This is a genomic window from Pseudoalteromonas sp. 2CM39R (genome assembly GCF_023161845.1).
Genome location: NZ_JALNTM010000001.1, coordinates 850138 through 862805, shown reverse-complemented (window position 1 = coordinate 862805; position 12668 = coordinate 850138). Strand labels below are relative to the sequence as shown.

11 protein-coding genes are annotated in these 12668 nt (G+C 40.7%); 6 read left to right on the top strand and 5 right to left on the bottom strand.

Annotated features, from left to right (window positions below; genetic code table 11):
- Window positions 1-41: 41 nt before the first annotated feature.
- Both MTF66_RS03825 and MTF66_RS03820 read right to left on the bottom strand, forming a co-directional pair.
- Window positions 42-1322 (bottom strand): flavohemoglobin expression-modulating QEGLA motif protein, encoded by a 1281-nt coding sequence (locus tag MTF66_RS03825; RefSeq protein ID WP_058584118.1) that lies wholly within the window; start codon window positions 1320-1322, stop codon window positions 42-44.
- A 79-nt stretch (window positions 1323-1401) separates the two neighbouring features.
- The gene (locus MTF66_RS03820) at window positions 1402-2268 is read right to left on the bottom strand and encodes a thioredoxin family protein (RefSeq protein WP_282454009.1); all 867 of its coding nucleotides are present in this window, start codon (window positions 2266-2268) and stop codon (window positions 1402-1404) included.
- Window positions 2269-2469: 201 nt separating this feature from the next.
- Here MTF66_RS03820 and MTF66_RS03815 point away from each other — a divergent pair, with 201 nt between their 5' ends.
- The 6 genes from MTF66_RS03815 (at window position 2470) to MTF66_RS03790 (ending at window position 8299) form a co-directional block, all read left to right on the top strand.
- Window positions 2470-2730 carry a DUF3081 domain-containing protein gene (locus tag MTF66_RS03815; protein WP_054554528.1) on the top strand — a complete coding sequence of 87 codons (261 nt, stop codon included), beginning with the start codon at window positions 2470-2472 and terminating at the stop codon, window positions 2728-2730.
- Between the two features lie 7 nt (window positions 2731-2737).
- Window positions 2738-3037 (top strand): hypothetical protein, encoded by a 300-nt coding sequence (locus MTF66_RS03810; RefSeq protein WP_248526448.1) that lies wholly within the window; start codon window positions 2738-2740, stop codon window positions 3035-3037.
- Between the two features lie 77 nt (window positions 3038-3114).
- The gene (locus MTF66_RS03805) at window positions 3115-4710 is read left to right on the top strand and encodes an AbgT family transporter (protein WP_248526447.1); all 1596 of its coding nucleotides are present in this window, start codon (window positions 3115-3117) and stop codon (window positions 4708-4710) included.
- Between the two features lie 112 nt (window positions 4711-4822).
- Entirely contained in the window at window positions 4823-5788 is a 966-nt protein-coding gene (locus MTF66_RS03800) for a Solitary outer membrane autotransporter beta-barrel domain (RefSeq protein ID WP_248526446.1), read from the top strand.
- 73 nt (window positions 5789-5861) lie between these two features.
- Window positions 5862-7616: an amidohydrolase gene (locus MTF66_RS03795; RefSeq protein WP_248526445.1), complete on the top strand. Its 1755-nt coding sequence runs from the start codon at window positions 5862-5864 to the stop codon at window positions 7614-7616.
- 164 nt (window positions 7617-7780) lie between these two features.
- On the top strand, window positions 7781-8299 hold the full coding sequence (locus tag MTF66_RS03790) for a protein tyrosine phosphatase family protein (protein WP_248526444.1): 519 nt from the start codon (window positions 7781-7783) through the stop codon (window positions 8297-8299).
- A gap of 18 nt (window positions 8300-8317) precedes the next feature.
- Here MTF66_RS03790 and MTF66_RS03785 read toward each other — a convergent pair whose 3' ends face one another.
- The 3 genes from MTF66_RS03785 to MTF66_RS03775 form a co-directional block, all read right to left on the bottom strand.
- Window positions 8318-8824, bottom strand: a complete 507-nt coding sequence (locus MTF66_RS03785) for an Sbal_3080 family lipoprotein (RefSeq protein WP_248526443.1) — start codon at window positions 8822-8824, stop codon at window positions 8318-8320.
- Between the two features lie 24 nt (window positions 8825-8848).
- Window positions 8849-11095: a DUF5916 domain-containing protein gene (locus MTF66_RS03780; RefSeq protein WP_374236521.1), complete on the bottom strand. Its 2247-nt coding sequence runs from the start codon at window positions 11093-11095 to the stop codon at window positions 8849-8851.
- A 210-nt stretch (window positions 11096-11305) separates the two neighbouring features.
- Window positions 11306-12607 carry a DEAD/DEAH box helicase gene (locus tag MTF66_RS03775; RefSeq protein WP_248526442.1) on the bottom strand — a complete coding sequence of 434 codons (1302 nt, stop codon included), beginning with the start codon at window positions 12605-12607 and terminating at the stop codon, window positions 11306-11308.
- Between the last annotated feature and the right edge of the window lie 61 nt (window positions 12608-12668).

Sequence of the window (12668 nt, the reverse complement as noted above, 5' to 3'; positions counted from 1 at the left end):
ATGCAGCTGCTCATTCCAGCTGCATTTTTTTATTTCTTTGTTTAAAGAAACAGTGGTTTGTAATCGTTTTCTAATTGTTCAAACGACAAGTTACCAATAAAGCGGCCAAAGCTTAGCCAGGTTGCTAGGCCTCGTAAGTCTTTAAAGTGTGGTGGAATAAATTTAGGGTCTTCAATTACACCTAAATCATGTAATTGCGATATCAGTCTAAAATCATCAATTGAGATTTTACCGACCAATAATAAGTGCAATTGATCAATTCGACCTAACTGAATGGCAACCCGAATAAGGTTATACACCAGCACAAAACCTTTGATGTAGGCGATATCTTTAGTAAATGGTAAGCCTGTTGCTGTGCTGCCTCTAAACACCCGTTGAGTAAGTGTATAACTGTCGTCTTTACTCAAACCTTGCGCTACATAATCACGATAAATATCAACGAACTCCGCGCCATCAATAACCTTAGTAATACCTTGAATACGGTTCACTAATTTTGCTAATCGTCGTGGCGTCGACTTTAAGGTAATAATTTCGGTCAAGACAGCAAGGCCTTCTTGGGTGACCGTAGAGCTCGGTGTGCCTTTACTTAAACAAGTTAAATATGGCTGAGCAAGACCGTTTTGCGTGGTTCCGACATGGATCCAGCCTTCATGCACCTCAAGAATATCTAGCTCTCTTTGAGAGAATTTAACATCTTGATTAAGTTTAATATTATTTGCACCTGCCGCAGCATCACTGACAATACCATCGCTCAGAATAACCTCAACATCGATACCCGGCATCGTTTGAGCCACTTGTGATGCTAAAATTTTCACTGCATCTTGCGCATCTATGTTTTTTGGATCATCCGGTAAAATATCCGCATCAAGCATACTCTTTAGTGGCTGCTCAAGCATGGTGGCAAGCTCAGAAAGTGAAGGCTCTCCTGCATGGAATAAATCCTTGGGATGACCGAACAGTTCAACAGACAGATCATGAAATTCTGGGGTACCACGATACTCAATCATACTGAGTACTGTTTTATATTCAGTGCACATCTTGCTCATATATTGGGCAATAGGATTTAGCTGGCCTAACTGGCTGATGATATCGCGATTTAAATCAGAAAACGCGCGGCGCAACTCGCTTGGTACAAAACCAAGATCACGCTGTTGGTAATAGGCTTGATCAACCGTTGGGTTTTTCTGGCATTTATGCTTAAAAAACTCTTCTTTGATTTGTTTATCCCAGTTGATCGCATCAAGAATACGAATGGGTGTTTGCAATGCGATTAATCGGTCAGATAACTCGCGTGTTTTTGCTAATAATGCCTTATCTATCATGCTATAGGCTCACTGTAAAATGAGCCTTGAGCATAGGCTAAATTTGCATAATAACAAAGCAAAATTAAGCGGTTTTGAGCTAAAATTTAGCTTGCTTAGAAACTAATTTCCCATCGTTGTAGAGAAGTAAACTGGGAACCGAATTAATGCCATTTTCGATAAATAAATCATTACCATAATCGATAGAAACCGGCATGGTTGCAGTGAATTTATCAACATATTCTTGCACTGCACTTTGGTCAGTCCATAACTGACTCACTTTAACCTCGACATCAACTCCTTGCTCTGCCAGCGTATTAACGTGTTGTTGCGCTAATACACACTGTTTTGCCATTGCAGGGCGAGTATCGGCTAAGTACCAGTCACACCACGTGGCGGTGAACAGCACGGCTTTTTTGCCTTGTTTCGGAATAACCAAAGGAGTCGCTTGACCGTGCTTTTCGCCTAGCAAACGCGCTTTATCAACTTTGCCATTGTGTGATAACAAACGTAATGTGTTATCAAGCGGCTTATCAGCTTCATGGCCTTGAAAAATCACCTTTTCATCGCTATCAATTAACACATGAAACGGGGTGCCCATAAATTCATAATGTTTAGCAACTTGGGCTGTGTGATCAGTAAATAGTGGCATAGTGAGTGAAAAGCGCTCTTTAACCTTAGCAACAGCGTGTGCGTCATCATTTAGGTCAATATTAATAGCCACAAATTGAATTTTATCGCCATATTGCTCATAAGCATGCTGAAAATGCGGCATTTGCTCCATACATGGCTTGCACCAAGTAGCCCAAAACTTTAAGTAAACTGGTTTTTTGCCTAAGTAGCTGCCAAGTTTGACTATTTGTCCTGCTTCATTCTCTAGCACCAAAGGGGCTGTATTCGCCGATGTGCTTTGGCTTACAAGCAACAAACCTGTTAGTAGTATCAGGGGTATAAACTTATATTTCATTGTGTGTCCCTCAAATAAAATCTATCTTAGATTTAAGGTAAGAGAAAATATTGTAAATTTTCGACATCTGCTATCTAAATATGATTTTAGTGATTTATCGCAAAGTAAGGTTTTAAAAACACACAGCACGTTTAATACCTGCATAAAATAGCACTAAACTTTTTATAGATCTGAAACGTATTACTTCAAAAAGGAGTCATCATGAAAAATGAGCTAGACGGTAAATTAATTCTATCTGTGTATGAAAAAATCATTCAACACGGTGAAGATCATGAAGATGGAAAGCTTTATGAGGGTATTTGTGCTTTTTCGGATATCGATGGTTATACGGTATATCTAAAAGGCAGTGGCGTGTTACTGCGCTTTGGCTTTCATAATACTTATCACCTTGACTATCAACATGAAAAGAACAAAGAAGACTTTTTAAAGAAAGTGCTTTATATCGCAGAACAGGAACTGTAAAGAAGTAATGAAACGACGGGTAAAAGCTGAGTCAAAGCAACAGCAGGCATTTATCAACCAAGTTATTATTGAGCTAAAATCTAACCCAGATAAGTTAGATATCATTCGCGAAAACCTTAGCTACTATCGCGAACAACAGTTCCTCAAGCGTGGCTTTTTGCTTGCTATTGAGCGCTTTGATTGGGTATTTGAAGCAAGTAACGATGTAGAGCAAATCTGTGCGCAAATTTTAGCCGATGATTACATTGGTAAACGTTTGCGCCGCTACCCCTTGCTATATAAGGGTGTATTGGAACGTACCTATTAGATATCCCACCGCTAAAACATGATCTGTTCGGTAAAAAATGCTAGGTTAGCGCCATTTTGAAATAATGAGAACTGGACATGTCAAAAACTATAAACTCTCACAACACCCATGAGGGTGGCAATAATGGGTTGTTTAACCGATTTTTAGCCACTGTTGAATTTTTGGGTAATATGCTACCCCACCCTATCACTTTATTTGCAATGTTCTGCGTTGCCATTATAGTTTTTAGCGGCATTGCCGATTGGTATGGTTTAAGTGCTATTGACCCACGCCCAGAAGGCGCTGCAGGTCGAGACCCTGATGGTGTTATTGAAGTTGTCAGCCTACTTAGTGCCGAAGGCCTTCAGCGCATCGTTACAGGCCTTGTTACAAACTTCACGAGCTTTGCACCACTTGGGACGGTACTGGTTGCTTTATTAGGTGTGAGTGTTGCAGAGCACTCAGGTTTACTCTCTGCTGCTATGCGCGGCATGGTAATGGGCGCATCAAAGCGTTTAGTTACTTTTATGGTGGTGTTTGCTGCGATTTTATCAAATACGGCATCAGAACTTGGCTACGTCGTACTAATCCCATTAGCAGCAATGATATTCCACAGTCTTGGTCGTCACCCTCTTGCCGGTCTTGCTGCGGCATTTGCCGGCGTTTCAGGTGGTTACAGTGCAAATTTATTGCTCGGCACCATTGACCCGCTACTTGCAGGTATCACCACACCTGCAGCACAAATGATTGATCCAAATTACCAAGTTGGCGCTGAAGCAAACTGGTATTTCATGATGATTTCAGTATTTCTAATCGCGACTCTAGGTACGTTAGTTACAGAGAAAATCGTTGAGCCTCGTCTTGGCAAGTACAATCCAGATGAAGCAAGCAATGATTTACCAAAAAATGACATTACTGGTTTAACCGATAAAGAAAAGTCAGGCCTTAAATGGGCAGGCGTTTCACTGTTAGTGGTTTCATTATTACTTGCTTGGACAATTGTTCCTGAAGATGGCATTTTGCGTAATCCAGAAACAGGCCTTGTTGCACACTCGCCATTTTTAAAAGGCATTGTGGTATTTATCTTTGTAACTTTCGGTATTCCAGGCTTTGTTTACGGCCGTGTCGTAGGCACCATGAAAAACGATAAAGATGTCATCGATGCCATGAGTAAAAGCATGAGCTCGATGGGTATGTATATTGTGCTGGTTTTCTTTGCTGCACAGTTCGTTGCCTTCTTTAAATGGACCAACCTAGGTACGATTTTAGCCATTAACGGCGCCGCTCTGTTACAAGCTTTAAACCTAACTGGCCCAGAAGTATTCGTACTATTCATTTTAATGTGTGCATTAGTGAACCTAAGCTTAGGTTCTTCATCTGCACAGTGGGCTGTCACAGCACCAATCTTCGTGCCAATGTTAATGCTAATAGGCTACGCACCAGAAACCATTCAAGCGGCGTATCGAATTGGTGACTCGGTTACTAACCTTATCACCCCAATGATGAGTTACTTTGGCTTGATACTGGCTGTTGCCACTAAGTATAAGAAAGACATGGGTATTGGTACATTGGTTGCGACCATGCTTCCTTACAGCATGATCTTCTTTGTTGGTTGGGTTGCGTTATTCTATTTATGGGTATTTGTTCTGGGCTTCCCAGTTGGCCCTGAATCACCGATTTACTATCAGCCTTAATCTTCTTAGAGAGGTAAAAAGCCAAGCATTAGCTTGGCTTTTTTGTACCTGAGATTGTTGAAAGCTAACTTTATGACTATTATTAAGACATTAATTTTTATTGTTATTTTATATGAAAAAGCTATTTAAGCTGTGGTTTCTATTGCACGCATTAAGTGTATCTAATTTATATGCCAATCCAACTAAGCAACTTGAAACCGCATTTGCAACATCGTTGGTTTTAACGGATGGGGACAGTATTACCTTAGGTATAGGTGATTTTGACCCACAAACACTGTTTGACCCACAGCATAGCAGTAAAGATGAAGACAGTATCGCGCTTAGAAAAAAGCTCAGACTCTACAGTATTCCTTATACTTGGCAGCTTGATGAGCCTATTTATCAACACAAACTAAGTTTGACCAGCAGGGTAAGCTATTTGAATCAATCAGATTTCATTTCGCTATTTGATAATGTGGCTGACGACTATATTTCAGAAACTGTATATAACGGCATGATCGGTTTTAATGCCGAAAAAGCACTAGGCTCTAAATGGTCATATCAATTTGGCTTTAACACTCACTACTTACATTACAACAATGACTATGAGTATAACTCTCCCGAGTCTAGACGTAATTTTAAGCCTTTAGCTGAAAATCTTTACACCAACCTCAATAGTAATGCACTGGTGTTAAACCCAAATGCGACCATGATCTATCGCTTACCTAGGCATTGGGGCTATTACGAATACAAACTTAACTTTAATTATTACTATGGATGGGCACTCTCTCACCCTGATGGGATAAGTAATGCAGCACCCGAAACATGGCGCACACTTAATGGTATAAAAGCTAAATTTAACATGTTCAAAATTGGGCTTTTTGAGCAAGCTTTTTACATCAAAGGCCAGCGAATCGATTTAGGCGGCGATAGTCGCGTAGCTTTTGGGACCGATCATTTTTATGAATACGGTATCGGCTTTTTATGGGACAGTAGGAAATGGACCTCGTGGTTTGACAACTTTGGTATCGGCATCAATATTCACAACGGTAGTAGCCTCGATGGTGCAGCTATTGTCTTGTACTTTAACGAAATTTAAGTCCATTTTTTAAAGACAAAATTTTAAAACAGACTATATTCTTAGACATAATTGAAATTCATGGAAGATTTATATGAAACATCACCTTGCAATCGCTTGTTCATTACTTGCCTTAACGGCTTGTGATAAAACCCCAGAACAAACAACTAAAACGCTACCACTGCAAGTAAGTGCAGCAGATACCATTTATTTTGGTGGTGATATTCTTACAATGACTGGCGACAAACCCGAGTATGCACAGGCAATCGCTACCCAAGGTGAAAAAATCATTTTTGTGGGTGATAAAAACAAAGCGCTTGAGCATAAGTTTGGCAAAACAAAAATGATTGATTTGCAAGGCAAAACCTTAATGCCAGGCTTTGTTGATGGCCATAGCCATGTCTATGGTGTTGGTTTGCAAGCCTTGGTAGCCAATGTATTACCTAGTCCAGATGGTGATGCCAATAGTGTTGAGCAAATCGTTAATATTCTCACAGCCGCACAAAATAACCCTGACTACACCACATTTATTAAAAAAACGGGTGCTATTTTAGGCTTTGGTTACGATGATGCTGAGCTTGATAGATACCCAACTAAAATGGATTTAGACCGCGTTAGTACAGAAAAGCCTGTCATCATCATTCATACCTCAGGGCACTTAAGTGTTGCAAACAGTAAAGCCTTAGCCATGGCCGGCATCGACGAAAACACAGACAATCCTGACGGTGGGCTAATTCGTCGTATGGCCAACTCACAAGAACCCAATGGGGTGCTCGAAGAAAACGCGCACTTTGGTTTACTGTTTAAACTCATGCAGTCGTTTGATCCAGACTTACAAGATTTAATGCTGCAAGAAGTGCAAAAACTCTACACAAAATACGGCTACACCACAGCACAAGAAGGCCGAGCAACTCAAGAAGCTTATGATTCGATGGTAAGAGCATCCAAAGCGGATAAGTTTGTCATTGATGTGGTAGCCTATGCCGATATGGCCACCAGCAGCAGTTTTATGGACTCACCCTATAACAGTAAAAACTACACAAATCATTTTCGTATTGGTGGTGTAAAACTTAACTTTGATGGCTCACCACAAGGAAAAACCGCTTGGTTATCTCACCCATACTTAAAAGCACCTGAAGGCCAAGAGCAAGGCTATGCAGGCTACCCTACTTTTAATGATGAACAAGCCTATCAGTATATTGAAACTGCCTTTGCCAATGACTGGCAAGTGATGACTCATGCAAATGGTGATGCCGCTATTGAGCAATTTTTAAATGCTGTTGAAAATGCTAATAACAAGCTTGGTAAAAAAGACCGCCGCCCTGTACTTATTCATGGGCAAACTATTCGTCAAGATCAGGTAAACCGTCTTAAAGAATTAGGCATATTTCCATCGCTCTTCCCAATGCATACCTTTTATTGGGGCGACTGGCATGTAAATTCGGTGCTTGGTCACCCCCGTGCAGATTTTATTTCACCCACCCATGCGGTTCGCAAACAAGGATTAATGTTTAGCACCCATCATGATGCACCTGTAGCTCTGCCCAATGCACTGCGTGTATTAGATGCAACGGTTAACCGTACGACTCGTACAGACCAAGTATTAGGCCCAGATCAACGCGTTTCTGTGTATACTGCACTACAAGCAATGACCATATGGCCTGCGTATCAACACTTTGAAGAAAGCTCAAAAGGGCAATTAAAACAAGGGATGCAAGCAGATTTAATTATCCTTGATAACAACCCGTTGAAAATAAAGCCTACAGAGCTACATAACTTGCAAGTGCTAGAAACCATTAGCCGTGGTGAAACCGTCTACAGCAAAAATTATACCAATTCGCTTAATTAAGTAGTCTATTTTGAGGCAAGAAAACCTTGTTGATAGCAAGGCAAAAATTTCGTTATTTAGTTGTTCTAAAAGAGAAGTTTTTAACGCAGGTAGCGACAGGTTTAATCCCTCAAAATGATTAAGTATTATTGCGGATTGGTATTAAACACACTTTAAGGAGTAACATGAATAAGTTTATACAATTGGCATGTGCTGCGCTGCTGTCATTTTCAGCATTAGCAGCACAAACAGCTGCTACGCAACTGGATATTTTAAATCTTAAGGCGCAGTCTGAGCATGTGCTAACTTCAGGGCAGCCAAGTCAAACTGATTTTGCGAAATTAAAACAACTTGGTGTTGAGAACATCATCAACCTTCGCGGTGATAACGAAACGAATTGGTCTGAGCAAGAGTTAGTCACTGAGCTTGGTATGAACTATTACCATATTCCTGTGCAATCTAAGGCTGATATTACCATTGAAAATGCTACGAAACTTCAGGCTTTGCTCAATGAGCACCAACAGCAAACCACCTTACTGCACTGTGCTAGCAGCAACCGTGTCGGTGCTCTTGTAGCGCTATACAATGCCATAACCTTAAAAAAGCCAGTTGATGAAGCTGTTGAGATTGGTAAGCAATGGGGCTTAAAAAGCCTTGAAGGAGTGGTAAGAAGTAAAGTAAACGAAGAAGTTGGTCAGCTATAAGCTGACCAACATGCTGCTTTATATTGCCTTTTTCTGACTTTCTTGTTGTTTCTTAGCTTCAACTTGCTGAAACATCGAATCAACGAGCTCAATGATTTTTTCGTTCGCATCAATAAACTTATCTAAACCACCACCCGTGCGATAGCTTGCCTGAGCAATTGTTTCAGTTTGGTCAACATTAGTGACCCAAATATTGGCATATGCCATATAAAGGGCTAAATCCCAACGCCAGTTAGCAACATAAAACGCAACAGCATCACAACCATCTGTGTTAGCAGTTGAGATGTCTGTTTGATACGCTTGATGTTTCATAACATAGTTGGCTGGGATCACACGCGTTTTCACGTTATGTTTTGCAAAGCCTGATTGTAGTGATGTTACAGCACCTTCTTTTACCGCTTGATGCTCTGCAATACACACGGTTTTTGGTTTTTCCGCTTCAAAACGACTTACATCTTGTTTCGCTGCACAACCCGCAAGTACGGTAGCTGCAACTGCAACAGCTGATATTTTTGCAATATTCATTATGATTTTCCTTTTTTATAATTTTTAAAGCTGCCATGCATAGCTTAGCTTAGTGAAGAAGGTACGCTGATCACGCTCAAGATTCTTCAACGAATCATCTTGATAGCCTTTATCAGAATAACCTAAATAAAACAGTGTCTGTGAGTTAATCTTGTACGAGTACACCAGCTGACTACCATAATCGCGGTTAGTTTGGCTTACATCAAATCGATAAGCTTCGTTGTTCCGATCTACATCTTCAAACTGTAAAACGAGTTTCAGCATTGAACGCATATTAAATTTATAATAAACGCGTAGATCCGTTAAGTTAGCAGTATAAACACGCTCATTTTGCTCGTTATCTAGGTAGCTGTAGCTGTGCTCTAGTTGCATCTGCCAATGATCGTTTATATCCCATGTCATCTCAGGTTCAATGCGAACCATAGTACCTAAAGCTGCATTACTGTAATCAATTTTACTGCCATATTGAGCATACAATAAAAAGCTAATGTCACGAATGGGTCTAAAACCGCCGTAGATATAACCTATGTTTTGATTAAAAAACTCGCCGGCATAAAACTCATTACGATGAATAAAGCCAATTTCTGTTTGCGACTGCATCTTACCTTTAAACGTAAAAAAGCCATCATATTCTTCTTCGAGTAGGTCGCCATTTTGCGCCCATGTTTTATCCCACTCAACATTGTAGCTGTACTCTGTGATTGCATCATCAGCATCGCGATACCATGTTTGCCCACCACCTAATTGTACTTGCTCGTAATCAACTTTAGCTTGGTAACCTAAGTCTGAGCGGTATTCTTTACCTATATTTTCGTAATTAGCATAAACTTCGTAATCACGCTTAGTTCTAGTAAATTCAATAGCATAAGCTTGATCTGATTGATTTTTATCAACGCCATAATAATCAACTAAAAATTCTGAGTTAGTGGTATCTGTGTTTGCTACTTGATATTGCAAACTATCTGATTGATTAAACCAGTAGCTGCCATCTAAAGATAACACCGTATTATGATAATCATCATTTTCACGGTGAGTGCTCATCACACCAATTGTGCCTTTTTGGCCAATATCAAACTGATAACGCCCCGCTACTGCTTGCGTTTTATCTGCCAGATTAGCAAAGCCCGAACCTTGATTTGTCGGAAGTAAGACACTGGTATTCTGATCGTCAGCGTACATAAAGCCATAGCTGTGCGCGCCGGTTTTACCTGTTAATTTTAAACCCACATCAGGTTCAGCAATCATTCGCGTGTATAAAAGCTCTAGTTGGCTGGTATCAAAATAAGAGGCGCCATCTAAAAAGAATGGACGCTTTTCAGCATAATAAATTGAGTAAGTAGTATTTACATCAAGTTCAAGTGAATCTGCCTCGACCTGCGAAAAGTCAGGATTAATGGTGGCATTAATAACCGCATCTTGCGTCACCCCCCAACGTAAGTCCAAGCCCGCTTCAGTATCAATATCACCATTTTGCCAATCACCCGGCACTGTATCTTTGGTATCATGGCGAAGCGCAGTTAAAGTTGGCGTAAGCTGAATGTTTTGGCTTTCTGTCATGTTGGCAAAGCCTGTTAGTTTATCAAACTGGCAAAAGCTACATTTCACATCTCGGTCAAAACCAACATTCGACATTTGATAATACACATCACGCGGGTAATTACGCCATACAGCAAAACTCCAGGTTAACTCGGCTTGATCTTTTGGAAAGCGAAGTGCAGTGAATGGAATACGCATTTCAACCACATAGCCGTCGTCGGTAATTTGCCCTGCACTGTCCCAAATGGCATCCCATGATGGATCTTCCACCCAATCATCAATATCCGTCATGCGCATATCGCCTTGCGCACCCAGAGGGTTTACATAAAACTCATAGCCGGTTCGTTCATCATTAAAGGTATCAATCATTAAGGCAACATTGTCGTCTTGCCAAAGTGTGTCACGATCTCGAAGGGCTGCACGAATTTGCGAAGGGTCATTATCTTTTGCAATAAAACCAACATACAAGTATTTACCATCTTCATACATGTAGGCATCGGTTTGCACGAGCGGCGTGCCTTTTTCGGTTGGTTCATTCTGATATTTTAATGGCACTTTTGTGGCGTATTGCCAGTGCGACTCATCCATCACACCATCAACGCTAATAGACTCTTTAATATGGGCAAGGGAGAACTCTGCTTTATCAAATGCATTGGCAGCAAAAGGCACACAAACAACACTAAGTAAAAAAGTAGGGGCGATTATTTTATTTATTATTCTTTTTAAGTACTGCATAAACATCCATTTAGACACTGACGCGCAAGAAGCGCTACTTGACTGATTTCAAAGCGATTGTAATTCAGCAAGGTACATTTGTTAATCTAATTCTCGGTTTTATGTCATAAAATTTAACAAAATACTCCATTTGTACTACTAACAGAGCCAAAAAAAGCCCCATTGCCAAACAGCAATGGGGCTTTTTTATACGTTTATTATCGGAATTTATTACTTTTTAAGGCTTAATTTATTGCCTTTCAAAGATTTGCGAACATTTGCGATACGTGAACGATTCTTTGCACGCGCTTCACCCGTTGCCTGACCTGAAGCTTTATTTGTACGGCTGCGACGTAAATGTGACGGCTTTTTACCAATTTTATCAATCAGTACTTCACGGCTGCTTACCTCGTAACCAGGTAAAACAATGCGCTTGATGCGCTGTCCGATTAACTTTTCAATATCGAATAAGGTGTTTTCTTCCTCACGGCTCACAAACGAAATTGCTTGGCCCGGCTTACCAGCACGACCTGTACGACCGATACGATGAACGTAGTCTTCTGCAAGCCAAGGTAGGTCGATGTTAATCACACGTGGTAACCCTTCAATATCAATACCACGGGCAGCCACTTCGGTTGCGACTAGTACACGAACTTTACCTTCTTTAAACTCGCGTAAAGCGCGGCGGCGGTTACCTTGGGTTTTATCTCCATGACAAACAACAGCAGGAATACCATCAAGGTTAAGCTCTTTTACAAGCTCATCAGCGGTTTCTTTCATGTTTACGAAAACAAGTACTTGCTGCCAGTTTTTCTTACCTATCAATTCAGATAAAAGCTCTTGCTTACGGCGCTCTTCAACAGGATAAACAACGTGTTGCACTGTCTCTGCGGTACTGTTGGTTTGATCTACACGAATAATTTCAGGCTGCTTTAGTACTTTACTCGCAAATTGTTTAATTGCCGCCGGGAAAGTGGCAGAGAACAACAAGATTTGACGCGTTTCATCACTACCATTAATAACCGTTTGCATATCGCTGATAAAGCCCATGTCTAGCATACGGTCAGCTTCATCAAGCACTAAATGCTTAACATTAGCTAAGCTGATGTTACCTAAACGCAGATGGTCAAGTAAGCGCCCTGGTGTTGCAACCACGATATCGACACCTGCTTTCAAATCGTTAGCTTGACCCGCTAGATTGATACCACCAAACAAACACACTGTTTTGAGTTCTGTGTATTTTGCAAACGCTTTAAAATTATTGGCGATTTGCTCAGCTAACTCGCGGGTAGGTGCAAGCACTAAAGCACTTGGCGCATTATTTTCACTAACCGCTGATTCTGATAATTTTTGGATAAGTGGTAAAGCAAATGCAGCGGTTTTACCCGTGCCTGTTTGCGCACTGACAAGTACGTCTTTGCCTTTTCTTACCGCAGGAATTGCACTACGTTGAACGGGAGTAAGCGTTTCGAAATTAAGCTCTTCTAATGCCTGTAAAAGCTCAGAAGAAAAACTAAATGATTTAAAATTCATGCTGTATAACCTGCGGCCATCATATCAAGGGTCGCAAATTATACAGAAAAAAAATGACTTT

Coding starts and splice junctions, on each gene's coding strand:
- MTF66_RS03825 (WP_058584118.1), bottom strand. CDS start 1,322: ATGATAGATAAGGCATTATTAGCAAAAACACGCGAGTTATCTGACCGA.
- MTF66_RS03820 (WP_282454009.1), bottom strand. CDS start 2,268: ATGAAATATAAGTTTATACCCCTGATACTACTAACAGGTTTGTTGCTT.
- MTF66_RS03815 (WP_054554528.1), top strand. CDS start 2,470: ATGAAAAATGAGCTAGACGGTAAATTAATTCTATCTGTGTATGAAAAA.
- MTF66_RS03810 (WP_248526448.1), top strand. CDS start 2,738: ATGAAACGACGGGTAAAAGCTGAGTCAAAGCAACAGCAGGCATTTATC.
- MTF66_RS03805 (WP_248526447.1), top strand. CDS start 3,115: ATGTCAAAAACTATAAACTCTCACAACACCCATGAGGGTGGCAATAAT.
- MTF66_RS03800 (WP_248526446.1), top strand. CDS start 4,823: ATGAAAAAGCTATTTAAGCTGTGGTTTCTATTGCACGCATTAAGTGTA.
- MTF66_RS03795 (WP_248526445.1), top strand. CDS start 5,862: ATGAAACATCACCTTGCAATCGCTTGTTCATTACTTGCCTTAACGGCT.
- MTF66_RS03790 (WP_248526444.1), top strand. CDS start 7,781: ATGAATAAGTTTATACAATTGGCATGTGCTGCGCTGCTGTCATTTTCA.
- MTF66_RS03785 (WP_248526443.1), bottom strand. CDS start 8,824: ATGAATATTGCAAAAATATCAGCTGTTGCAGTTGCAGCTACCGTACTT.
- MTF66_RS03780 (WP_374236521.1), bottom strand. CDS start 11,095: ATGCAGTACTTAAAAAGAATAATAAATAAAATAATCGCCCCTACTTTT.
- MTF66_RS03775 (WP_248526442.1), bottom strand. CDS start 12,607: ATGAATTTTAAATCATTTAGTTTTTCTTCTGAGCTTTTACAGGCATTA.